At 57.0% G+C, this 23,706-nt stretch carries 22 protein-coding genes; 2 read left to right on the forward strand and 20 right to left on the reverse strand.

Going from position 1 to position 23,706, the window contains the following annotated elements; all coding sequences use genetic code 11:
- Positions 1–368: 368 nt before the first annotated feature.
- Both istA and istB read left to right on the forward strand, forming a co-directional pair.
- Positions 369–1,898: an IS21 family transposase gene (gene istA, locus ACFQAU_RS04465; RefSeq protein ID WP_132447149.1), complete on the forward strand. Its 1,530-nt coding sequence runs from the start codon at positions 369–371 to the stop codon at positions 1,896–1,898.
- Complete coding sequence (gene istB / locus ACFQAU_RS04470; RefSeq protein ID WP_386279912.1) at positions 1,888–2,679, forward strand: IS21-like element helper ATPase IstB; 792 nt, start codon at positions 1,888–1,890, stop codon at positions 2,677–2,679. Before istA ends, istB begins: the two co-directional genes overlap by 11 nt.
- A 215-nt stretch (positions 2,680–2,894) precedes the next feature.
- Here istB and ACFQAU_RS04475 read toward each other — a convergent pair whose 3' ends face one another.
- From ACFQAU_RS04475 to ACFQAU_RS04570, 20 genes are all read right to left on the reverse strand, one after another.
- A complete protein-coding gene (locus ACFQAU_RS04475; protein WP_132446595.1) occupies positions 2,895–4,079 on the reverse strand; it encodes an ATP-binding protein in 1,185 nt (394 codons plus the stop codon).
- Positions 4,080–4,874: 795 nt separating this feature from the next.
- Positions 4,875–5,900 carry a transketolase family protein gene (locus ACFQAU_RS04480; protein ID WP_132446597.1) on the reverse strand — a complete coding sequence of 342 codons (1,026 nt, stop codon included), beginning with the start codon at positions 5,898–5,900 and terminating at the stop codon, positions 4,875–4,877.
- The gene (locus tag ACFQAU_RS04485; protein WP_132446599.1) at positions 5,897–6,766 is read right to left on the reverse strand and encodes a transketolase; all 870 of its coding nucleotides are present in this window, start codon (positions 6,764–6,766) and stop codon (positions 5,897–5,899) included. The genes ACFQAU_RS04480 and ACFQAU_RS04485 overlap by 4 nt, the downstream gene beginning before the upstream one ends.
- Positions 6,763–8,031 (reverse strand): aminotransferase class III-fold pyridoxal phosphate-dependent enzyme, encoded by a 1,269-nt coding sequence (locus ACFQAU_RS04490; protein WP_206054342.1) that lies wholly within the window; start codon positions 8,029–8,031, stop codon positions 6,763–6,765. The genes ACFQAU_RS04485 and ACFQAU_RS04490 overlap by 4 nt, the downstream gene beginning before the upstream one ends.
- Positions 8,028–9,080: an ABC transporter ATP-binding protein gene (locus tag ACFQAU_RS04495; RefSeq protein ID WP_132446601.1), complete on the reverse strand. Its 1,053-nt coding sequence runs from the start codon at positions 9,078–9,080 to the stop codon at positions 8,028–8,030. The genes ACFQAU_RS04490 and ACFQAU_RS04495 overlap by 4 nt, the downstream gene beginning before the upstream one ends.
- Positions 9,077–10,099, reverse strand: coding sequence for an ABC transporter ATP-binding protein (locus ACFQAU_RS04500; RefSeq protein WP_132446603.1), 1,023 nt, complete (start codon positions 10,097–10,099; stop codon positions 9,077–9,079). The genes ACFQAU_RS04495 and ACFQAU_RS04500 overlap by 4 nt, the downstream gene beginning before the upstream one ends.
- Entirely contained in the window at positions 10,096–10,965 is an 870-nt protein-coding gene (locus tag ACFQAU_RS04505; protein WP_132446605.1) for an ABC transporter permease, read from the reverse strand. The genes ACFQAU_RS04500 and ACFQAU_RS04505 overlap by 4 nt, the downstream gene beginning before the upstream one ends.
- On the reverse strand, positions 10,962–11,978 hold the full coding sequence (locus ACFQAU_RS04510) for an ABC transporter permease (RefSeq protein WP_132446607.1): 1,017 nt from the start codon (positions 11,976–11,978) through the stop codon (positions 10,962–10,964). The genes ACFQAU_RS04505 and ACFQAU_RS04510 overlap by 4 nt, the downstream gene beginning before the upstream one ends.
- A 21-nt stretch (positions 11,979–11,999) precedes the next feature.
- Positions 12,000–13,607: an ABC transporter substrate-binding protein gene (locus tag ACFQAU_RS04515; RefSeq protein ID WP_132446609.1), complete on the reverse strand. Its 1,608-nt coding sequence runs from the start codon at positions 13,605–13,607 to the stop codon at positions 12,000–12,002.
- Between the two features lie 374 nt (positions 13,608–13,981).
- On the reverse strand, positions 13,982–14,275 hold the full coding sequence (locus ACFQAU_RS04520; protein ID WP_386284002.1) for a hypothetical protein: 294 nt from the start codon (positions 14,273–14,275) through the stop codon (positions 13,982–13,984).
- Positions 14,239–14,676, reverse strand: coding sequence for a TetR/AcrR family transcriptional regulator (locus ACFQAU_RS04525; protein ID WP_386280836.1), 438 nt, complete (start codon positions 14,674–14,676; stop codon positions 14,239–14,241). Before ACFQAU_RS04525 ends, ACFQAU_RS04520 begins: the two co-directional genes overlap by 37 nt.
- 612 nt (positions 14,677–15,288) lie before the next feature.
- Entirely contained in the window at positions 15,289–16,692 is a 1,404-nt protein-coding gene (locus tag ACFQAU_RS04530) for an amidase (RefSeq protein WP_132446613.1), read from the reverse strand.
- Between the two features lie 29 nt (positions 16,693–16,721).
- Complete coding sequence (locus tag ACFQAU_RS04535; RefSeq protein WP_386280840.1) at positions 16,722–17,360, reverse strand: amidohydrolase; 639 nt, start codon at positions 17,358–17,360, stop codon at positions 16,722–16,724.
- Positions 17,338–18,600, reverse strand: a complete 1,263-nt coding sequence (locus ACFQAU_RS04540) for a M20/M25/M40 family metallo-hydrolase (RefSeq protein WP_386280843.1) — start codon at positions 18,598–18,600, stop codon at positions 17,338–17,340. The genes ACFQAU_RS04535 and ACFQAU_RS04540 overlap by 23 nt, the downstream gene beginning before the upstream one ends.
- A 2-nt stretch (positions 18,601–18,602) precedes the next feature.
- Positions 18,603–19,301: an ABC transporter ATP-binding protein gene (locus ACFQAU_RS04545; RefSeq protein ID WP_386283807.1), complete on the reverse strand. Its 699-nt coding sequence runs from the start codon at positions 19,299–19,301 to the stop codon at positions 18,603–18,605.
- The gene (locus tag ACFQAU_RS04550; RefSeq protein WP_386280846.1) at positions 19,211–20,206 is read right to left on the reverse strand and encodes an ATP-binding cassette domain-containing protein; all 996 of its coding nucleotides are present in this window, start codon (positions 20,204–20,206) and stop codon (positions 19,211–19,213) included. The genes ACFQAU_RS04545 and ACFQAU_RS04550 overlap by 91 nt, the downstream gene beginning before the upstream one ends.
- The gene (locus ACFQAU_RS04555; RefSeq protein ID WP_346504540.1) at positions 20,172–21,044 is read right to left on the reverse strand and encodes an ABC transporter permease; all 873 of its coding nucleotides are present in this window, start codon (positions 21,042–21,044) and stop codon (positions 20,172–20,174) included. Before ACFQAU_RS04555 ends, ACFQAU_RS04550 begins: the two co-directional genes overlap by 35 nt.
- Positions 21,045–21,058: 14 nt before the next feature.
- Entirely contained in the window at positions 21,059–22,057 is a 999-nt protein-coding gene (locus ACFQAU_RS04560; protein ID WP_386280851.1) for an ABC transporter permease, read from the reverse strand.
- A gap of 24 nt (positions 22,058–22,081) precedes the next feature.
- Positions 22,082–23,416 carry an ABC transporter substrate-binding protein gene (locus tag ACFQAU_RS04565; RefSeq protein ID WP_386280854.1) on the reverse strand — a complete coding sequence of 445 codons (1,335 nt, stop codon included), beginning with the start codon at positions 23,414–23,416 and terminating at the stop codon, positions 22,082–22,084.
- Between the two features lie 14 nt (positions 23,417–23,430).
- Positions 23,431–23,634 carry a hypothetical protein gene (locus ACFQAU_RS04570; RefSeq protein WP_386280857.1) on the reverse strand — a complete coding sequence of 68 codons (204 nt, stop codon included), beginning with the start codon at positions 23,632–23,634 and terminating at the stop codon, positions 23,431–23,433.
- Between the last annotated feature and the right edge of the window lie 72 nt (positions 23,635–23,706).

Below are 23,706 nucleotides of genomic sequence, written 5' to 3' on the forward strand. Positions count from 1 at the left end.
CTTCGCTCGAGTCCGCGGCTATGAGGCGCGCCCACTTTCTGAACGTATTGAAACCGTTAAATCCCGCAATTCTCAGCATTCTCATGCTCTATTGAGGACCCTTGGATTCGCCGTGACCAAATCGAAGTCAATCTGCTCGAAGTCTCTGTCGTGAGAAACGAAAATTAACTCGTTGGACAAGCAACTGGCTACGAGAGCTGCATCAGTGAAATCAAGAAAACCTTTGGCCGCCTCGCTCAATTGGCCTCCAAGGGCTGTTGATTGTCACCGAGAACTGACCCGGCAACTGCAGAAATTGTCATTGAGAATTGACCCATGTGTAACCTTGCCCCTGCTTGAATCAGCTGGGAGCTATTGGAGTGTTAGACATGGGATTTCTGAGGATTATTCGGAAATGGGCTCTGCGAGACAAGATGCCCATCCGCGAGATTGCGCGCCGGACAGGGGTGTCTCGCAACACGATCAAGAAGTATCTGCGGACAGGGATAGTTGAGCCCGAGTTCCAAATTTTGGACCGACCGAGCAAGTTAGACCCTTATGCTGAGAAGCTGACAGGCTGGTTGCTGTCTGAGCAGCGTAAATCACGCAAGGAACGGCGAACGGCCAAACAGATGCATGCAGATCTGGTTCAGCTCGGCTTTGATGGTTCATATGAGCGTGTCGCGGCCTTCGTGCGGAACTGGAAGGGCGAACGCCAGCGTGCTCAACATACGACTGACCGGGGTGTTTTCGTGCCCTTGGTCTTTCAGCCGGGCGAGGCGTTCCAATTCGATTGGAGCGAGGACTGGGCCTATGTCGGCGGCGAGCGCCTCAAGCTTCAGGTCGCTCATATCAAGCTGTCGCACAGCCGCGCATTTCTGGTGCGGGCCTATCTACTGCAAACGCATGAGATGCTGTTTGATGCCCACTGGCATGGCTTTCGGGTGTTTGAGGGTGTTCCGGGGCGTGGCGTCTATGACAACATGAAGACAGCCGTTGACCGGATTGGTGTCGGCAAGAAGCGCGATGTAAACGCACGGTTCCTTGCGATGACCAGCCATTATGTCTTTGACCCTGAGTTCTGCAATCCTGCGGCAGGGTGGGAGAAAGGTCAGGTTGAGAAGAATGTGCGCGACGCCCGCCATCGGCTTTGGCAACTCATGCCCGCCTTTCCGGACCTCAATGCGCTGAATGAATGGCTGGAGGAGCGCTGCAAGCTTCTCTGGGCCGAGACACCGCATGGCAGATTGCCTGGCAATATTGCGGATATCTGGGACGCCGAGAAGGCCGCGCTGATGCCACTGCCCACAATGTTTGACGGCTTTGTCGAGCAGAGCAAGCGGGTATCCCCCACTTGTCTGATAGCATTCGACCGTAATCGCTACTCAGTGCCTGCCAGCTTTGCGAACCGCCCTGTCAGTCTCCGCATCTATCCTGAACGGCTGGTCATCGTCGCCGAAGGCCATGTGGTCTGCACGCATGAGCGCATTATTGAACGCTCACACCGTCAGCCAGGGCGCGTTATTTATGACTGGCACCATTATCTGGCGGTGGTTCAACGCAAACCCGGCGCGCTGCGCAACGGGGCGCCCTTCGTTGAGATGCCAGAAGGGTTCCGGAAGCTGCAGGATCATATGTTGCGTAGGCCAGGTGGTGACCGCGAGATGATCGACGTCCTATCCTTGGTCCTCCACCATGACGAACAGGCCGTGCTTTGCGCAGTAGAAATGGCGCTGGAGGCGGGCGTACCAACAAAAACCCATGTCTTGAACCTACTTCACAGGCTGGTGGATGGCGCACCGATAGACCAGCCCGATGTGACCCCGCCTGCGGCCCTTTCTTTGAATAAGGAGCCCGAGGCCAATGTCGCACGATATGACGGGCTACGCACCACGGGAGGAACACGTCATGCGTCATGATCCCGCCGGTGCTGCCATCGTCATCATGATGCGTAGCCTGAAGATGCCAGGCATGGCTCAGGCCGTGCAGGACCTGCATGAGCAGGGATCGCCTGCTTTCGATGCAGCGATCCCCATGTTGTCGCAGCTGCTTAAAGCCGAGATTGCTGAACGTGAGGTGCGTTCCATTGCCTACCACATGAAGGCAGCACGCTTTCCGGCATACAAAGACATCTCTGGCTTCGACTTTGGCGCCAGCGAAGTCCGTGAAGCTTTGGTCCGCCAACTTCACCGATGCGAGTTCATGGACGCGGCTGAGAATGTAGTGCTGATCGGAGGCCCTGGAACGGGAAAATCGCATGTCGCTACCGCCCTCGGCATTCAAGCAATCGAGCATCATCGCAAGCGTGTGCGCTTCTTCTCCACGGTCGAGTTGGTCAATGCGTTGGAGCAGGAAAAGGCCCAAGGCAAGGCAGGAAAGATCGCCGAGGTGCTGGTGAAAGCCGATTTAGTGGTCTTGGATGAGCTGGGATACCTGCCGTTCAGCGCTACGGGTGGCGCGTTGCTGTTCCACCTTCTAAGCAAACTCTACGAGCGCACCAGCGTCGTCATCACAACCAACCTGAGCTTTAGCGAATGGGCCAGCGTGTTCGGTGATGCAAAGATGACCACCGCGCTCCTCGACCGCCTCACACATCGTTGCCACATTCTCGAGACCGGCAATGACAGCTACCGGTTCAAGGCCAGCTCCGCGACAGCCAAACAGAAACGAAAGGAAAAAGCGGCATTGACGCCATCATAACGCAAAGAACATAACAACTGGGTGGGTCAAGTCTCGGTGAAAATGCCGGGTCAGTTCTCGGTGACAATCAACACCTTCATTCCAATTTCGAGGTTACTATCCAACAAGATTAGGGCCGTTCTGTTCTTGGTTTCAAAATTTTGATCCAAAGCAATTTCAACCATCCCCATTGCTTCGACCAACCCAAGCGTCCATGGTTTTCGGGCTATGTTTCCTTAGTTTAGTTGCAACATCCTTTGCGAATAGGATAGTTTTGGATCTCGTTTGACGGGGGGCAAAACCAGACGTTTTTTGGTCGTACTAGGCGTAGGGGACATTGGTTCAACAGTACCAGCGTCGTGTTGGTATACATGCCCTTGACGATCGCCTTTGAACCGGCGAGAAAGTTCCGAAAAGTAAGTCACAAGTTCAATTATGCTCGGTCTGACTTGAAGAAATGCAGGGTGACTAAAGCTAATGCCGTTCTTGCTGCTGTTCCAGGGCATTAGTTCTGCCGGACCATCTAGCTCAACAATGACCCGGCAAAGGGAACCGTCAGGATGCGGAACCCCGGCTTCTGCTGTAATGAAGTACCCAACTTCTCTCGTTTTTAGTTCTCTCAAAATAAGTCGACCATTACAGTAAAAATAGACACCATAATTGTCTGCTTCTGGAATACGATCCCTGATCAGCCCTCCAGTTACCTTAACTTTAAGAGATCGACTATCGCTGTCAGATGGCCTAATTTCAAAGGCCATTTGCTTAGGACTGTAGTCCGGCGGAAAGGCCCAATTGTCGTAAACCGTCACGCCCACGGGTCTTCCGTTTAAGTGTAGTTCACACCCTTGCTGAATGAATACCGCATAGGTGGCCTCTAAGTGTTGGTACAAGTCGTCCAAATCAGTCTGTGTGAAGTTTTGGCGCACCTCCGAGATGCGCACGTTGGTAGTATTCGGGTCAATATTTGGTATTTGATTTACGTCAATTTTCCAGTCTTCATCGGCAAGCCAATCTCTTGTAATCTCGATTTGAAAGCTGTCTCGCTGTTTGTTGCGTGAAGAGATAACAACGTGTTCTCCAAGCGCAACGCTAGCTCGCTTCCCGCCAACACCAAAGTTGCCAATCAGATTCTCGGCATCCAGAGGCCTTGTCGCGCCCGGAGCAATCAAAAGCCGCAACTGATCTACGGGCACTCCTCCCGCGTTATCTCGCACCGCAATCAGTTGGCGTTCAGTATCGAGAAACAACCGAATGATTGTGCCAGATGGCTTCCCTGTGGACATCCAGTGGTCAATTGCATTGTCGACCAATTCACAGATCGCTGTCGGCAGATCGTAATCTGCCATAATGGAAAGAAACATTCGCTTCTGCGGCGTGCCGTCGATCCGATCAAAAAACTCTTTGCGAGAAACGTCAGCCATTCAAGGAAATCTCTTCAACTAATTCGGTGCTAGCCAAACACTCCAAGCGAAAAAAGGCAATGATTGTGCAGTCTATAGTTGTGCTTCTAAAGCGCCTATGTCTCTCGTGCATTCGTGTCTCATCAGTTTCACGCTTTAAAGCGTCCAGCAATCGATCGGCTTAAACCTCACGCCCTTCGACTTTGACTGTTGATTGGGAGGTTACTTTGCCCCGATATCAACATCTTGGACGGTAAGTAACATCGCAGTCTACGGCAGCTCTTTGCGCTCCAGCCAACCATACTGCGCACGTGCGGCGAAGAACCGCTTACCTGACAGAATTACCCCAATACAGCGACGACCAGACCGCTCGGGTTTGAAGGTCCGCTTTCGCGGCTTCTCAAGATTCTTGCTGCAAAGCAGCGAATGCACACTTTCCGCCCTCTCTGAACATTAAAAAGATTCAGTGTGAGTTCGTTGCCAAAACTGAATGCGCATAGCCAGCCGACAACGTATGTCGCTATTTCGTATCTATTGCGGCCCATCGCTCAGTTTAGCTCATATGATCAACCCATTGAGTTGATTTTCTGCTCGGTCCGCATCGAAACGTTTGCGCTCTCCGATCAGTACAAGGTGACAATCCCACTGGGCAGCACTGCTGCGGTATTTTTACCGGCTTTAACTTCGATCAGCCGGTAAAACTAATTTTTGTATCAGCCGGCAGTAGCGGGTGATCTTGGGCCAGCAACGAAAATGCATTCAGGTTTTTGGTTCTCTATCCTATGACAAAAAACATTGAGAGCGACGTTATGTGAGTCAGACCGAAAGAAACTCACGAGCAACTTCAGCGACACCATCCGCGTTTAGACGGTAGTGCGCGTAAAGCGCCGCAGGTGGACCGACTTCAACGTACTTGTCGGGAACGCCGTGCTTGCGAAACTTGCACCTTGGCAGGTCAATCAAAACTTCGGTCACCGCTGACCCGAGACCGCCGGTGATGTTGTGCTCTTCTACGGTCAAGATCGCGCCAGTTTCCTCGGCGGCGGCCTTAATCTCATCGCGATCCATCTCGCTGATCGTGAACATGTCGACGACGCGAACGGAAATCCCCTCGCCTGCCAAAAGCTCTGCTGCGTCGAGGCTGGCGCGGACCTGTGAGCCGCAGGTGATTATGGTCAAATCGCTCCCTTCACGAAGGCGCGCCGCCTTGCCGAAAGTGATTTGCGGCACGGATGGATACACCTCTGGATCGCGGCCCCGACCAAGCCGGATATACATCGCCTCCGGGTGGTCAACCGAGGCGCGCAAGATCGCGCGCAGGTGATTGGCATCTGTCGCACACACAACCGTCAGATCGGCCATACAGCGCAGCATCCCGAGGTCTTCTAACGCATGATGCGAGCTGCCGTAGAACCCCATCGACATGCCAGAGTGGCTTCCGATAACCCGGACCTTCATACGCGGATAGGCGCAATCGGTGCGGATCGCCTCGGCCCCGAGGATGGCCGCAAAGCTGGCGAAGGTCGCGACATAGGGCACCAGCCCGGTCGAAGCCATGCCAGCCGCGGCTGTGATCATGTTCTTCTCAGCAATTGAGAAGTTCACGAAACGCACAGGATGCCGGTCGCGAAAATCATTGGTGCGGTTGGCCGAAGCCAGATCTGCCGTCGCCACGACAATGCGCGGATCGCTGTCTGCCAGGTCGGCCAGTTCTTCCCCCAAAACAAAGGCCGGCATCCCAGCCTTGGGCGTGCCGCGCACCGAACGAGCATCGCGCAGCCGGGTGCTGCCGGTGGTGGTGCCGCGGAAAATTTCGCTTTCGTCTTGCATATCCTTGGTCATGCCATGCTCTCCGGCTCATAGGGTTTCAGGCCTGCTTCCAACTCGACCATCACGGCGTCATAGTCTTCGCCCACGAGGTTGCCGACGTGCCAATCTAACGACATCTCCATATGCGCCACACCGCGCCCCTTTACGGTGTCGGCGATGATCACCTGCGGTCGACCGTCGCGGCCCGAAGGCAGGCGCGCGAATGCCTCGCGGACGGCGTTAATGTCATGGCCATCAATGCGCTGCACGTTCCAGCCGAAGGCCCCAAATCGGTCCTCCATCGGCTCAACGGTCATGATGTCTTCGGTATGCCCGTCGATCGACAGACCGTTGCGGTCCACAATGGCCACGAGGTTTTGCAGTCCGAAATGCCCAGCCGAATTCGCGGCCTCCCAAATCTGTCCCTCGCTCAACTCGCCATCGCCAAGCATCACGTAGGTGCGGTAGTCGCGCTGCGTCATCCGCGCCGCCAGCGCCAGACCGACGCCGATAGACAGCCCATGCCCCAGTGACCCGGAGGAAAAGTCGATCCCTTTGACCTTCTTCATGTCCGGATGGTCACCGTAGTTGGACCCCAGCCGGGTATAGGTGTCGAGCTCGGACGGGTCGAAAAACCCCAGATCGGCCAGCACGGGGTAAAGCCCGATGGCGGCATGCCCCTTGGACATCACGAAGCGATCCCGCTCCGGCCAGTCAGGTTGACCGGGCTCCAGACGCATCTGATCGTAGTAGAGGGTCGCCAGCAGTTCGGCACAGGAGAATGTCGATGAGTAATGCCCCGCCCCGGCAATGCGGGACAGTCGCACAGTTTCGGTTCGGATGAACTTCGCCTTTTCTTCCAGAACCGACAGACTGACGTTGTTGCGCTCGGGGGTCATGTGGCGTCTCCTTGATTTTTGGTACGGTTCCGCGCCATGGCAGCGAACGCATCCTCTGTGGCCTCCAGCGCGCGGTCGATCTCTGCGTCCGTATGTGCCGTGCTGAGGAACATGTTGTGGCGGTGATGCAGATAGACCCCGCGGCGCAGCGCTTCGCCGCAGAACGCCTCGCCGAGCGATGCTTTGGCGTTGTCGCCTGCGAACTGCACAAGCGGCATTGCGACCGGCCCGCTTTGGTTGAGGGCAAAGCCATGGCGCGCGGCCTGTTCGTCCAATCCGTTTCGCAGCCGGTGTCCGGCGCGGGCCATAAGCGCGGGGCCATCGATCCGCGTTAATTCATCCAGAGTGGCAACCCCTGCAGCCATCTGCGCACCGGCGTACCAGAATGAGCCGGTCACAAAGACGCTATTGGCCGCGTCGCGCAGCCAATCGCTTCCTGTAACGGCAGAGAGCGCGTGACCGTTTGCGATTGCTTTGGAAAAGGCGGTCAGATCAGGGCGCACGCCCGTCCCTTCCCACGATCCAGCCATATTAAGCCGAAATCCCGCCCGCACATCATCAAGCACCATAACCGCTTTGGTGGCGTCACAGTGTTTGCGCACGGCACGGGCAAAGGCCTCAGTCGGTAACTCTTGGGGAATGCCCAGATCATGCCGAAACGCCGAGACCACGATCGCGGCAAGGTCGTCACCCGCGTCGGCAACAGCCGCGACAAGACTTTCAGCATCGTTGAATGTGAAGTGCAGCAAATGCGCGCGGTCTTCGCTGGTCACACCCACCAGCGAAGGCGAGCACCAAGGCACCGCCCCGTGATAGGCCCCTTTCGCGATGAGGATCTTGCGTCGTCCTGTCGCCGCGCGAGCGGTGGTGATGCAGGTGGTCATCGCGTCCGAGCCGTTCTTTTGCAGCAGCGCCCAATCTGCATGGGCCACCGTTTCCACCAACCTTTCGGCAAGGATTACGGCATGTTCAGTGGGGCCATTAAGACAGTTCCCCACACTCGCCTGTGCCGCGGCAGCCGCTTCGACCCCCTCATGCTGATGACCCAGAATAATCGGCCCCCAAGCGCACATGAAATCGATGTATTCACGACCGTCGACATCGGTCACCCGTGCGCCCTCGCCACTGGCGAAGAACTGCGGATAGCCCTTCGGCAGCGCCTCGGCCCGCTGGTGGCCCCACATGCCGCCGGGAATGACACGCGCGGCCCGCGCGCGCAGGCGGCTGTCCTGAGACTCGTTGGTCTGAAGCATAGGCGAATTCATCTATCCGCTCCGTTATGAGAATTTGCAATTGTGGGTGCGATGCCGTCCAGCGCCGGGTCGGGGCCGGGAAAATGGCAGGCGACGGCATGATCATCCGCGTCTGGCGTCAAGACTGGGCTGACCTCGGCACAAATCGGTTGCGCGCGGGGACAGCGGGTTCTGAAACGACAGCCCGATGGGGGGTTCAGCGGACTGGGCAAATCGCCCTTCAGCATGGTCCGTTTGCGGCTGCGCTCGGCGCGGGGGTCAGCCAGCGGGATCGCCGAGAGCAATGCCTGTGTGTAGGGGTGCTGCGGTGCCGCAAACAGTGCATCCGCCGCGCCGACCTCGACAATCTGGCCAAGGTACATCACCGCGATCCGGTGCGAGATATAGCGCACGACGCTAAGGTCATGGGCGATGAACAAAAAGGCGATCCCCAGCCGATCCTGCAAATCGCGCAGCAGGTTCAGCACCCCCGCCTGAATGGACACATCCAGCGCCGAGACAGGTTCGTCCAGAACCACCACCTTGGGGTCGACCGAAATGGCGCGCGCGATACCGATGCGCTGCCGTTGTCCGCCCGAAAGCTCGTGCGGATAACGGTCTGCCACGTCCTGCGGCAATTGCACCAGTTCCAACAGGTCACGAATGCGCGCCTCGGTCGCCTTAGCGTCCAGCTTCAACAGGCGCATCCCCTCGACCAGAATGCGCCGGATGGTCATGCCGGGATGCAGCGAGGACATCGGATCCTGAAACACGATTTGCAGGTCCCGCCGAACAGGCCGCATATCGGCTGCATCCAGCCGGGTAATGTTGGTCCCGGCCAACACGATCTCGCCATCGGTCGGTTCAATCAGCCGCAGGATGCAGCGGCCCAGCGTCGTCTTACCGCAGCCGCTTTCCCCCACCAGCCCAAAGGTCTGGCCCGGCGCCACGTCAAAGCTCACGTCGCTGACGGCTCGCAAAAGCTGCGCAGGTTTGGTGCCCAGAAGGTTGGAACCGATGGGGTAGTCCTTGGAAAGGTTACGCACAGATAGAACAGGTTGGGAGGGAGGTGTCTGGGTCATAATGCCCCCTCCTCAAATTCTGCGCGCGCTGCACCTTGCGTGGCTGCAATGATTTCTTCCGCACGCAGGCAAGCCACGGATGTGCGATGCACCGGGCGTAGGGCTGGGTCGGTCGCGCGGCATGTAGGGAGTGCCAATTTGCAGCGCGGTGCAAAGCTGCACCCCGAGGGGCGGTCAAAGATTGACGGTGGCGTGCCTTCGATGGACACGAGTTTTTCGGTGATCGTCTCAAGCCGGGGCATCGCGGCGATCAGTCCGCGCGTGTAGGGATGGCACGTGTCGTAGAAAATGTCGTCTGCCGTACCAGTTTCGACCACCCGGCCGCCGTACATAACCGCGATGTCCCGCGCCATGCCCGCCACAACGCCCAAGTCATGGGTGATAAGCACCATGCCAATCCCGCGTTCCTCGGCCAATTGCCGCAGCAGATCAAGGATCTGCGCCTGCACCGTCACATCAAGCGCTGTGGTCGGCTCATCAGCGATCAGCAGGCTGGGATTGTTGGCGAGCGCCATGGCGATCATGGCGCGCTGGCGCATCCCGCCGGAAAATTCATGCGGATACTGGTCCACGCGCCGGTCTGGCTGTGGGATCGAAACCGACACTAAAAGGTCCAGCACCCGACGTTTTGCGTCATGGTTGCTGATCTTGCGGTCATGCAAACGGATCGCTTCAAGGATCTGGTCGCCGATGGTCAACACCGGGTTAAAGGCACTAAGCGGGTCTTGGAAGATACAGCCGATTTCTTGACCCAAGATCTGACGGATTTCTCGGCGCGGCATGCCGACCAACTCGCGCCCCTTAAACCGGGCCGAACCGCTGACGATGGCGCTTGGTGGGAGCAGTTGTAGCAGCGCCATCATCGCCACGGATTTGCCCGAACCGCTTTCGCCCACGATCCCCAGCACCTCGCCTGCGTCAAGCGTAAGGTCGATGCCGCGCACCGCCTCAACCGGGCCGTGCGGGCCAGGAAAGGCGGCGCGCAGATCGCGGATTTCCAAAAGGGGTGCGGCGCTCATTTCGGCCCCCTGCGGTCAAGCACGTCACGCAGACCGTCGCCTAAGAATGCGGTTGCCAGCACCACGGAAAGGATCGCCATGCCGGGACCAAAAGCGATCCACCAGCTGTAGAATTTCGCCGCCCCTTCCGAGATCATGCTGCCCCATTCCGGGCTTGGCGGCACAGCCCCCAGACCGATGAAGCTAAGCGAGGCGGCCAGCAGCGCCACCTGCCCGAAGTCCATCGTCGCGTTGATCAGCGTGGGCGTCCAGCACAGCGGCAGGATATGCACCACCAGCACGCGACTACGCCCGGCTCCGCCTGCGATGGCCGCTTCGACATGTTCGCGGGTGCGAACCTCCAACACCTGTGCGCGCATCAGCCGCGCATAGATCGGCCACCAGACGATCACCATCGCGAGGCCTGCATTCGGCAATCCCGGGCCCAAGGTCGCAGCGACGGTCATCGCCAGTAGGATCGGCGGGAAGGACAAAGTCACATCGGCGGCCCGCATGATAACTGCATCCGTCCAGCCGCCAAGGTAGCCCGCCGCAGCCCCTAGGGCCGAGCCGATGACAACGGCAGAGACCACCACCATAAGTGCCACGGGGATCGTGTAGGTTGACCCATGCAGGGTCCGCGACAGCACGTCACGACCAAGCGCGTCGGTCCCCAGCCAATGGTCAGCGGAGGGCGGCTGCAACCGCCGTCCTGCCATCATCAGTGGATCGACAAGTGGCCAGAACTGAACGGTCAGCAAGGTCACGGCCCAAAACAAAAGGATCAGGATGCCGATCTGTCCGGTTAGGGGCAAGCGGCGCACAAAGGTCCACGCACGGCGAGGCCGGCTGCGGCTTGCGGGGCGGAGGGTCTCGACCGCGCTCATCCCGACACCTTGATGCGCGGGTTGGCCCAAGCGTAGGCGATGTCGGTGACTAGATTAGCCAAAAGGAAGGCCGTCGCGCCGACGATGGTGACGCCGCCAATGGCGGGATAGTCCAGCGAACGCGCGGCCGACACGGCATAAGAGCCGATGCCCGGCCAGCTAAAGATCGCCTCGGTCAGGACTGCGCCCGTGATGAGGTAGGCAAAGGTAAAGCCCAACACCGTGAGCACCGGTATAAGCGCGTTGCGCAGCGCGTGGTTGATCAGCACGACCCGCTCGGATGCGCCCTTGGCCCGTGCTGTGCGCACATAATCCTGCCCAAGCGCGTCGAGCAGCGATGAGCGGACCAGCCGCGCGACAATTCCGATAACCGACCAGCCTAAGACCAGCGCTGGCAGCGCAAGATGGCTGAGCGCCTCGATGAAAAGTCCGCCATTGCCAGCCAGCAGCGCATCAACGGTATAGAACCCGGTGATCCCATCTGGCGCTTGGCTCCGTGCGTCAAGTCGTCCCGTGCCGGGCGTCCATTTAAGCTGTACCGAGAAGATATAAAGTATGATCAGCCCCGACCAGAAGATCGGCAGCGAGGATCCCAGCAGGGCAAACCCGCGGGCAGCATTGTCGAAGATAGAGTGACGGAACCGTGCCGACAGCAAGCCAATTGCCATCCCAATGGTGGTGCCGACGATCATCGCGGCGACCACCAGTTCCAACGTCGCGGGCAAACGCTCGGCAATATCGCGGGCGACGGGGCGGCGGGTGTTGAAGGAGGTCCCCATGTCGCCCTGTACCAAGTTTTTCATGTAGACGACGTAGCGCACCGGCAACGGCTTATCCAAACCCCACTGCGCCTCCACGGCCTGCACGATCTCGGGGTTGTTCATCATCCGCTCGGGCACCAAGGCGGAAAGCGGATCGCCCTTGGTGCTTTGCGACAGGATGAAGGCCACACTGGCCACGCCGAGCAGGAGAAACGGCACTCCCAGCACTCGGCGTATGATATAGCGCAGCATGGCCTTGCCCCTTTTACTTGCTTACTTGCGCGAGATTTCGGCGAGCGGCAGGTTACAGCAGGCGCTGTAGCGCACCCCGTCGATGTCAGCGCGGTGGGCCAGCACAAGGTTGGGACTTACGAGCGGAATGATGACATTGTCTGCCATCAACTCTCGGGCCAGCTCCTCATACTTTGCAGCGGCCTCTTCACCCGACGCGGCCAGCGCCTGCGCGTAGATTTCGCCCTCTTTCTCGTTCAGCACGGTTTCGGGCGATTGGTAGCCCGCACGGCTGACCCAAGTGGAGCCTTCCGTCATCCCGAAATAGGCCGCATATTGGCCTGAACCGTAGTAGTCAGGTGCGTAATAGACTGCAGTAAGGTCAGCCGTACCCGCAGCCATTTCCTCGCGCCAGACCGGATAGGTCACCGGTTTGAGCGTGACCTCGACCCCCACCTGCGAGAAATCTTGTTGCAGCTTTTGCATCATCACGTTGAGGTCAACGCCGTAGACATTGTCGTTGGGGTACACGGCAACCATCTCAAGCCCGCTGTCCATGCCCGCCTCTGCCAGCATCGACTTAGCTTTTTCCACATCTTGCGCGCGCGGCTCAAGGTTCTTGGTGCCCGGAAAGCCGTTGGGAATGGGTGCTGCGATCTTGTTGCCGTTGCCGCCAACGGTGAATTCAATCATCCCGTCATAGTCGACCGCATAAGTCAGCGCCTCGCGCACCTGAGGGGTCAGCTTGTCCTTCATCGCGGTCGAACCCGGCATGAAAGCGAAATAGACAAAGTTGAAGGAAGGGATAATCTCAGTCACCACGTCCGGGGTGTCGAGGGATTTGGCCGTATCCGCGTCGATCTGCATGGCAATATCAACCGAGCCCGTCTCAAGCGCCTGCGCCTGACTGACGGAATCCTGCATCTGCGTGATCACCACCTCGGAAAAGGCGGGGGCGGTGCCATAGTAGCTGTCATTGCGCGACAGACGCAGCTCGTCTTCGGGTGCGTAGTTGGCCAGAACAAAGGGCCCACTGCCTACCGAATTCTCCAAGAACCAACCTTCGGCTCCATCGGCAGTCGCCGCAGTTTCATCCGCCAGCGCCCCGCCCGCCATGGCGGCTTCGGCGTTTAGTATACCTGTGTAGGGGGCGGAAACCTTATTGAGAAATTCAGAATTTGGCGCCTCCACCGTCACCTTCACGGTATGGGCGTCCACCGCCTCGATGGACTGCGTGCCATCCATCAAAAAGGAGGGCGACCCTTTAAGGTTGCGAAGTCGCTCGAAGGTCCAGACCACATCGGAGGCTTCAACCGGGCTTCCGTCAGAGAAGACGGCGTCGGGGTTGAGGTTAAAGGTGAACTCGGTGAAATCCTCGTTGTGCTCCCAGCTTGTCGCAAGCTTCGGCTCCAGCGTCTCATTGTCTGCGCCGAGCGTGATCAGCGGCTCATAGACGGCTGTGAGGTAGATTTGACAGGTATCACAGAAGGCCCGCGACGGATCGAGCGAATTGACGTCCATTGAGCGGCCCACGACAAGCGTATCCTGCGCTGCAACCGCGGAGCCGAACATCAGCGCGCTGGTCGTACCTAAAAGCAAGGCCGTGCCCCGCCGCCGTGCCGTGGTCTTGAAAGATGAAGCCGTATTCATACCATAGTCCCCTTTGCTTGTTTCTCCGCCCCAGCATTCTGTGAGGCCGATGGATCAGGCAGGAATAAGGTGCCGCGCCCTGTCGGGCCCGTGACCGCCAATCTGCCCGTCGGCCGGCTGGAAATGACTGTGATCGGTGCGGTTTAACTGTTGGCCTGCTGAGCCATGCAGATCAGGTTAGCGGGGGAATTTTTGGCTGCATAGAGGGTATTGATGGTCAGTAAATCGCCTATAGTTCGCTTTGCTTGAATGGCGTCGATTGGCAGAATTTCTTTATGGACTGGGGCGAAAGCGCATAAATTCATGGTGCGGCTTGAACTGACCAACGCCTAGCCGTCACAAAAAAGGCAACAAGTTAGTCATAGAAAGTTTGGTTAATTCGCAATTGGTTCGCGCGCCGGCAGAATCTCTGGCAAGAAGCAGCGCAGGTAACATGTCGACGCGCGGATGCTCTCGGTAAGGTAGTCTTCGGTGATGCGGCGGTGCTGGGACCATGAGATCGCCCAGATACCATCCATGATCCCAATCGACAGCCCGACCCGGTGCTCAAGATCTGGCACGGCGGAAAAATCAAACCACCGCCTGAACTCCGCCGAACGTATCGCCGACAGGGACGCATTGCCCTGCAGGTCTAAGGTGCGCACTTCGGCGCTAACCCCTGCCCCCATGAAAAGACGCAGCGCTGCAGGATGGCGGTTGAGATATGCGACCCCGCCGATCTGTCGTCGGCGGATGATTTCCTGCCAAGAGCCGGGGGCGGGTCCAGCGGCTTTTGCGCGAGTGTGGAAAGTGCCTGATGATAGCGCTGCGCCAAAGCAACAAGGATCGCGTCTTTGTTGGGGAAGAAGTGGTAGATCGAGGGCAAAGGCACCCCCGCCGCCTCTGCCACGACCGCAAGGCTTATGTCGCTGTCAGGCGTCTTGGTCAGAATAACCTCGGTCGCGTCGAGAAGTTTTTGAAACCGCGCGATCCCCGCTGCCGCTGCGGTTCTCGAATGCCTGCCCGGCGTGCGACATGCGTTTCTTGATCCATTGCGTCTCGCTGCTTGTTCGTCGATTGCAATCAACACAAAAGAATAAGGCTCCTCGCTCAAGATTTCTACATCTTTTCGGTATTACTATGCGAACCCATCCGACTAAATGCCCTGCCCGTTCATTAACGAAGAATAGCCGAAATAGCTTTCTCAATCCCGACCTTGATGTCACGGGTGGATAGCGGTCGCTCACGGCCCATAGCGGCCATCTATGATCGCCGACTGCGCTGCAGTGCAGCTTCATCAGAAGGGCCATTCGCTGCAGGAGCGATATCAGCACCATGTCGAAGGTCAGGAGAGCGGGACAGAGCGCCATTTCGCTGCGGTTGCGCCTACGGCTGCTATGAGAAGGTTGTATTGAGGTTGGTGGGCACGGCAGCCTTCAAAATAGCACGCCGCGGTCAGCGTCGATGTCTACTTTGAAGGGTACAAACAATAAGACAGCTATCGTGAAAGGGCCGCCTCAATTGCTTTCGCAAGACTTTTGCCGTGAACGGCTTGCTCGTGACAACCGCTGGCGGATAGCTTGCCGTGATGCTTTCGGCATCTCCATACCCGTTCGCCAGTACGAAGGGGATGTTCTGATCTGCCATAGCTTGCACGCCAGATTTCCGTTTTAAATAGACGCCAGTCTAATTCTGATAGACTTCACGTCAGATGCTGCCAAACGGTACCCAGTTCCTGTTCCAGCCTGTCAGCGGCATTGAGCACAAATTCATCTTGGTACATAGGTCCTATTAGCTGCACCCCGAGCGGGGTTCTATCATCGAGGTGTGTGGGCAATGCAACCGAAGGCAGTCCAAGCACGTTGATGGCAAGAAGCGGAGACTGAGCCGATACGATTTTGCCGAGACTGGCTGGATTTTCGAAGTCTTGATCGTTGAAGAAAGGCCGGCGCAGGGAGGTCGGCAACAGCAACACATCCACTTGAGAGAACATTTCAGCCCATGCGCGCTGGCACACGATCCTGCGCTGCATCGCCTGCAACAGTCCTTTTACATCTGCTATATCGAAATGGCCGATGAACGATTGATAATATTCCCACATCTCATCGGACCCCTTTCTCTCAATGGTTTCTCGTAGAAGTGCTTCGGTCTCGGTGAACATCAGCGTTCCCCAGAGGCTTGGCAGCGTTTCAGCCGCCGGCGGAGCGACAGCACGTAATTTTGCGCCGCTATCTTTGAATGCAGCAATAGCGGTGTGCATCGCGGTCTCCACCTCCGGGTCAATCCCGCCCCCGAACGGGTTCATGGCATACCCGACCGTGAGCGCTCCGCGCGCATCGCGGGCATGGCCCCGTCCGGGAACCCAAAGCGGATCGCGCGGGTCCTGCATTGACATTCCCGATAGCCCTGCCTTTAGGTCTGCGATGGAGCGGGCGATAGGACCTTGGACGGCCATAAGCTGGGTGAAGGGACCCCGTTCGATACCAGCTGCGGATTGGGTCGGGTTCATCGCGGGGATGCGGCCCAGCGACGGGCGGATCGTCGCAACCCCACAACAATAGGCCGGGTAACGCAGAGAGCCGCCAAGGTCGTTTCCGTGGCCGATCACCCCGATCCCACAGGCCACCGCAGCGGCCGCCGCGCCACTGGACCCGCCGGGAGTCAGTTTTGCGTCCCAAGGATTTTTGCTGGTTCCGTGAATCGGATTGGAAGTAAACCAACGCATAGAAAACTCAGGCGTACTGGTTCGCCCTACGATCACCGCACCACTACGTTTTAGATTAGCAATGACAGGCGAGTCTTCGGTCGCGATGGCATCAGCATTGGCGGCCACACCGTTAGAATTCGGGTAGCCCTTTTGATCAACGTTTATCTTTGTGGTCACCGGTACGCCCCATAGGGGCCCCGCATCTTCTGGACGACCCTGCTGATCCAGAGCTTTAGCGACGTCCAGGGCTTCGTTTACCAGAGTTGTGATGGCATTAATTGCGGGATTAACCGCGGAGATGCGATCAAACTGCGCCTGTGTCACCTCAAGTACAGAGACGTCACCGCGCTTTAGGCGATCTGCTGTCTCAGCTACGGACCAATAGTGCATCTCTGTCATTTTTGAACCTCAATCGAATAGGGCTGTTATTAGGCGCAGGGCAAAGCGCGCCGTGCCAATTCGGTCCAATAGGCGACGCCATAACCTAAAGCGTCGTCATTGAAATCATATGCGGGATTGTGCAGCGCCGCGCTGTCTCCATTGCCAATAAAAATATAGGCACCTGGTACCTCACGAAGAAAGAACGCGAAGTCTTCCGAACCCATAACGGGCTCAAGGTTCTGGTGGACGTTTTCGGCCCCAGCGACAGCCGACATCGCTTCAATTGCTAAGCGCGTCTCAGCAGGGTGGTTGACCGTTGGTGGATAGGGGGTCATTGGCGGCCGTTCGATATGAACGGTGCAGCCATGCGCCTGTGCTGTCCCGTGACAAATTCGCTTAAGTTCCATCTCAATCTTGGCCGAGACGGATTCCGAAAAGCTCCGAAAGTTGCATCGCATCTGTATTTTGTCGGGAATGACGTTCCACGCTTCGCCGCCGTGAATTGATGTTATCGAAACAACCGCCTGTTCAAAGGGGCTGACCGTTCTGGAAACAATCGTCTGGACACTGCCAATGATCGCCGCTGCGCAAACAAGTGGATCGCGGGCCATATGCGGTTGCGCGGAATGGCCGCCCGTTCCTTCAACAGTAATTAAAACACCATCAGCTGAGGCCATCGCCCCCATGAATGACGCCAAACTGACCGACCGGCATTTGGGGCCAGTTATGTGCGGCATAGGCGGCCTTAACAGGAAAGCGTTGGAGCAAGCCTTCGTCAATCATTACCTTCGCTCCCCCGCCAAGCTCTTCTGCTGGTTGGAAGCAAAACACCAACGTGCCGTCAAAATTCCGCAAGTGAGCCAGCTGTTCGGCTGCGCCGAGCAGCATCGTTGTGTGCCCATCGTGGCCACAAGCGTGCATTCTGCCCTCGACCTGCGAGGCGTGTTCCGCCCCGGTGGCTTCTTGGATCGGCAAAGCATCCATGTCAGCCCGAAGCAGCACCCGTTGGCTGGGATCGGATGCAGGGCCCGACGTGCCGTGTAAAATCCCAACAACGCCAGTCTTAGCAATACCCTCAATCACCTCGTCAAACCCCCAAGCGCGGAGTCGTTCGGCGACGATACCCGCGGTCCGCGGAAGATCGAAACTGAGTTCCGGATTCCGATGTAGGTCGCGCCGAATTGCTTGAAGGTCTGGCAAAGCGGCAGTGATGGTATTTGAGAGGGGTAAGTCCATGGGTTGAGATGCCTTAATTGGGTGAATCAGAGCGCCCCTTGCCAAAGCGGGGGCGACGTCGTTGCGCCAGAATTCGGCGTCTTTTTGCATGATCAATTGCGCTTCATCAAAGTCGCCCTGCGCCATCACCGACCAAAATCTTCGTAGGGTATCAACGATGCGGATCATGCGTTGTTCTGGGTCGGTGACGTCGATCAGCGCGGTAACGATATGGAATTGCCGATAGAGGGACATCGCGTGTGCAGCGAGCACCCGGTTGTGGAAACGCGCAACCAATCGCTGGCGGAACTCAAATAGTGTCCGAGAAAACGCGACTTTTTCAGAGATGTCGATTGTGTCGACTTCAGCGAGTATTTCGAGGCTTGTTTCTGTGCTGGAATAGGTCTGGAAGTCATATATCAGCGCAGGGTCGATCCAACGTTTGACTTCATAAAGATCTACGATCTGATCGGGAGTGAAATTCGCCACATAGAAGCCGCGCCGAGGCCGGCTGACAAGCAACCCCTGCCCTTCCAATTCGCGCGCAGCTTCGCGAACAGGACCTCGACTAACCCCAAAACTTTCGGCCAAGCGGACTTCGTTTAGACGCTCACCCGGTTTCATATCGCCTTGGGCGATGAGCCGTACCAGTTCTTCTCCGATCGTATCAGTAAGCCCTTTGCTTTCAACCTTGTCGATGACAATCGCCATTTTCACATCTCCGCATGTGCAATCCGCTTCCCGCCAACTGGGAACCATTCCTGCCCTGGTATCGCATTCATAAGCTCTTCGACATAGGGGTGAAGATCGCCTTCGAGTACGCCTGCGGGCGCACCTGCTACGACAACCTGCCCAGATTTCATGACAATAAGGTCGTCACAGATTTCTGCGGCGACGCGCAGATCGTGAGTGATGAAAAGTATCGTAAGATTATGTTTTTCCCGCAGATCCGCAAACAGCTGCAACATCTGCCGCTGCACAGAAACATCGAGCGCCGAAAGCGCTTCATCTGCGATAAGTATCTCAGGCTTGGCTGCCAGCGCACGGGCGATACAGACGCGCTGGCGCTGCCCGCCGGAAAGCTCATGCGGAAAACGCTCAAAGAACTTGCGATCCAACTTAACGTCTTCGAGAAGGGTCAATGCTGTCTCGCGCAACATGCGCCGTTCGCACCCATTCGCTCTCAATACGTCGAGAACGGTCCTTCCAACGGTATGCCGCGGGTTTAGCGCCGCGTTCGGGTCCTGAAAGACCACCTGCATTAGTTTGCGGTGCGATTTGCGCTGATTGATGGGCTGCGCGAGCAGGTCGGTCCCAGCAATTAAGATGGCGCCCTCATCCGCCTCTTCCAGACCCACAAGGCATTTTGCAATCGTCGACTTTCCCGATCCGCTTTCCCCAACGATGCCAATTGTCTCCCCCGCTTTGCACGAAGGGAAACGCGATCGAGCGCTTTCACCTCTCCGCTTTTGGTATGAAACGTCTTAACCACATCAACGGCATTCACCAGCGCCGGCGCCTCTGGTGTTGCGTGGCGGGGGTGCCAATTGGGAATGGCAGAGATCAGTTCACGGGTATAGTCATTCTCGGCGTTTTTCAGCAAATGGGCTGCCTGCCCGTGCTCGACCACCTCGCCGTGCCGCAAGACGACGACATCATCCGCGATCTGAGCCACCACGCCAAAGTCGTGCGTAATGAACAAAACCGCTGTGCCGAAGTCACGCTGCAAATCCCGGATGAGGCCGAGGATCTGGGCTTGCGTGGTCACATCCAACGCGGTTGTCGGCTCGTCCGCGATCAGAACATCTGGATTCAGGGCCATCGCCATCGAGATCATCACCCGCTGTCGCTGGCCGCCGGACAATTCAAAGGGATACGCATCAAGAATACGGGGAGGATTGGGAAGGCGCGCAAGTTCAAGCAACTCGAGCATCCGCGCACGCCGACCTTGTTCTGGCTCGATGTTATGACTGGAAAACACCTCATCAAACTGCGTGCGTATCCCCCGCACCGGGTTCAGAGCCGACATAGGATCTTGAAAGATCATCGAAATTGAGCGGCCTCGGATGGCGCGAATATCGCGTGCGGGACGTCCTACCAACGTTTGATCATGGTAGCGAATGTCACCGCCGGTAATTCGCAGCTTTTTCGAGGGGAGAAGATCCATTACCGCGTTGGCGATCATGGATTTCCCCGACCCACTCTCACCAACAAGGCAGGTGGTTTTGCTCTTTTCAACATCAAAGCTCACGCCTTTGACTATGTGAGAATCCATTCCATAGCTAACTTGCAGATTGTTGATTGAAAGCACGGTCATCAGGTTGTCTCCCGGCGGTCGAAGAAGGGGTCTTGGCTGTCGCTGATCGCATCGCCGATGGTGGAAATGGCAACGACGGTGAGCATGATCGCGAGGCCAGGCATAAGGTCAGCCACCAGCTTTGAGAAATGACCGCACGGGCCGCCCCGATAAGATAGCCCCAACTGACAACGTTTGGATCGCCGAGGCCGAGAAAGCTCAAAGCGCTTTCAAAAAGGATCGCCATAGATACCATTAAAGCGGCCATGACAATAAGGGGCGAAAGCGCGTTGGGTAGCACTTGGGTCAACGCCACACGCAGGTTGCTTTGGCCCGACAGCAGGGCAGCCTGAACAAATTCGCGGCGGCGCAGGCTTAGAAACTCGGCTCGGGCGAGCCGCGCGACCGGTGGCCAGCTAACAACGGAGATCGCAACAACAACCGATGTGATCGACGGCGAGTAGATCGCGATGAGAAGGTGCGCCAAGGCAAAGTTGGGCACCGTTTGAAACATCTCGGTCGCGCGCATCAGAAAACTGTCGACGCGGCCACCGAAGAACCCTGCAGCCCCTCCGATGGTCAGCCCAAGCAAAACGGCGACCACGGTAGATACCAGACCGATACCCAGCGATGTGCGTGCGCCATATGTCATCATGATCAGCATGTCGCGGCCAAGAGCGTCGGTGCCCAATAGATTGCCGTTGTCCTGAAAGGGCAGTTGGAATGGCCGCGCGACCATCCGCCAAGGTCCTTCCGGAAAGATGACAGGGGCAAGCAAGGCTGCACAGCCTACGATGACCAAGAACAGGACCGCGATAATACCATCGGGGCGCGTCAGAATAGATTTCCAGATTGGCATGGGTTTGCCCTTTCTCAAGCGGCGCGCGTGCGCGGGTCGACGTAGCGATAAAGAAGGTCGACAACGAGGTTGGCGAAAATGACGATGAGAGAGGTCATGATGAAAACGCCGATAACCACGTTGTAATCGCGCGCAATTAAGGCGTCATACATAAGCCTGCCGATCCCCGGCCAAGCAAAGACAGTCTCAGTCAGAATAGTCCCGGCGACCAGTTGCCCAGCCTGCACTCCAGCCATCGTCGTGATCGGGAGCAGTGACGTTCGCAAAACATGGCGGAACCAGATCCGCATAGGGGCCATGCCCTTAGCGTGGGCTGCTTTGACAAACAAAGTATTGGCAAGATCGGTCATAGAGGCACGCACGAGGCGGGCATAGATCGCCATCGTGAAAAGGGCGGAGGCCGTCGCAGGCATGATCAAATGATGGATATAATCGAGCGCGGACCGAAAACCCGTATAGTCAGCGCCAATCGTCTGAGTGCCGCCCGCGGGGAGCCAGTTTAGTTTTGCCGAAAAGAGGATGATTGCGAGCAGCGCAACCCAGTAATAGGGAGAAGAGAAAAACAGAACCGACCCTAGCGAGATCACTCGGTCAATCCAGGTACCGCGAAAGACTGCTGCGATGAAACCGGCAAACGTGCCAAGCACCAAGGCCAGCACAAAAGCCGTTCCGGCGAGAATGAGGGTATTTGGCAGCCGCTCAAGGATGATCTCTAACACCGGGCGCCCTTCGCGGTACGACATGCCGAAATCAAGCGTGGCGACATCTCGAAGATAAATCCCTAATTGAACTATGACGGGCTTATCCAAACCCATCTGCATGCGCAGCTGCTCAATAAACGCCGGGTCACCCGAGGCCGCTTCACCTGCGATGAATTCGGCAGGATCGCCAGGTGCCGAACGTATCAACAAGAAAGTCCCGGTGATCACAACGACGATCACAAGTAGGCGTTTTAGCGTTTCGATTACGAGTGTGCGGGTCATCATTTCTCCGTGGAAGTAGAAGTCGGGCAACAAGATTGCTGCCCGACAGTTGTTTTACTCTTCGATCCACACGTTAGCGAAGTTCGAGCTAAGCCCGCTGGCATCTGTAATCAGATCCTTGACCTTACGCTTGTAGAGGGTCGGAAAATCTAACTCGGCCAACCACACGACGGGCGCTTCCTCTGCAATGCGGACTTGCGCCTGCTTATAGAGATCGGATCGGTTTGCTTCTTCGGTTGCTGCGTCAGCCGCGTTCAAAAGCTTGTCCGTCTCAGCATCTTTATACATCGCAACGTTGTTCCACGGAGAACCGGGGTTAGCTGTCGTCGAGAGGAAATTGCGCGAGATACCGATGGCAGGGTCAGCACGCTGATACAGGTACATCTGACCCATATCGTAATCGCGATCGGACAGCTTTTTCAGGTATGAGCCCACGTCCATTGAATCGAGCGTCACGTTGATCCCAACATCGCGATAGGCTTGAACCTGATATTCAGCCATCCTGCTCCAGCTCGAGCCAAGAAATGAGGCAGGGGCCAGTTTCAACTCGCGACCGTCGTATGAAGAGGCCTCGACAAGTTCTTTGGCTTTTTCCGGATCGTAGGCATAGCCTTCGGTGGCACCATCAAAGAAGCGCGTGCGAGAGCCAATTGGACCCTTCGGAGGCTTTGCATGGCCACTGAAAACCACATCGCGGATGAACTCTTTGTCCATCGCGTAGTTCAGCGCTTGGCGGAAGCCTTTCTCATTGAAAGGAGGTTTGTCGTTGTTGATCCACATGAAGGCGTGGGGCGAAAAGAATTCCCAACCCGCCTTAGTGATTTCCGCATTATCGGTCTTGGACAAACGCTCTACATCAAAAAGCTCAAGGTTGGATGCAGAAACAACGTCGATGGACCCCTGTTCGAAAGCCACTGCACGACCCTGGCTGTCGGGAATAATAACGAAAAACAGGTTGTCGAGATAAGGTTGCCCGTCAACATGGTAGTCTTCGTTTCGCTGCAGCTTGATGAAGTTGCCTTTTTCCCATTCAGCCAGCTTGAAGGGACCGGTGCCGATCGGGGTGTCGTTCATCGGATTTTCACGAAACGAAGCGTCTCCGCCATAGATATGGTCTGGTATGATCGCCATGTTGCCGAGCGCCAGTCCGTATGGCAGCGCCGGGACCGGACCCTTAAGGTTAAAAGTAACCTCATGCGGCCCGCTCGCTTCTACTGAATCGACCTGCGCTGCTACCACCGCCAAGTTCGGGTTTTCCTTGGCGAAGACACTGAAAGACGTAACCACATCTTCCGCGTCAAATGCTTCCCCATCATGCCACCGAACGCCCTCTTTCAGCAGCACTGTGAAAGTGCGGTGATCCTCCGAAACTGACCAATCCTTGGCCAAGACACCCTGCGGAGTCAGATCTTGTTCGTAAGAAAAAGTCCTTCGTAAATCTTTGAATAAAGGATTTCAGCAGCACCGAGGCCCGACATTCCTGCAATAGCGCTTGGGGGTTCAGGACTTAGTGCAACTTTAAGCGTCCCTCCCTGCTGCTGTGCGAAAGCCGGAAGAGACAGCACCAATGCAGTCCCTGTGGCGGCAATAAGTTTAGCAATACGCATTTAGACCCTCCCGTTTATCGTCTTGAGTTTCACGAGTTGCGAACTCGCGGACATGAATGGCACCTGCAGTCC

The sequence above is a fragment of the Sulfitobacter profundi genome (assembly GCF_042661425.1).
GTDB classification, from domain to species: Bacteria; Pseudomonadota; Alphaproteobacteria; order Rhodobacterales; family Rhodobacteraceae; genus Sulfitobacter; species Sulfitobacter profundi.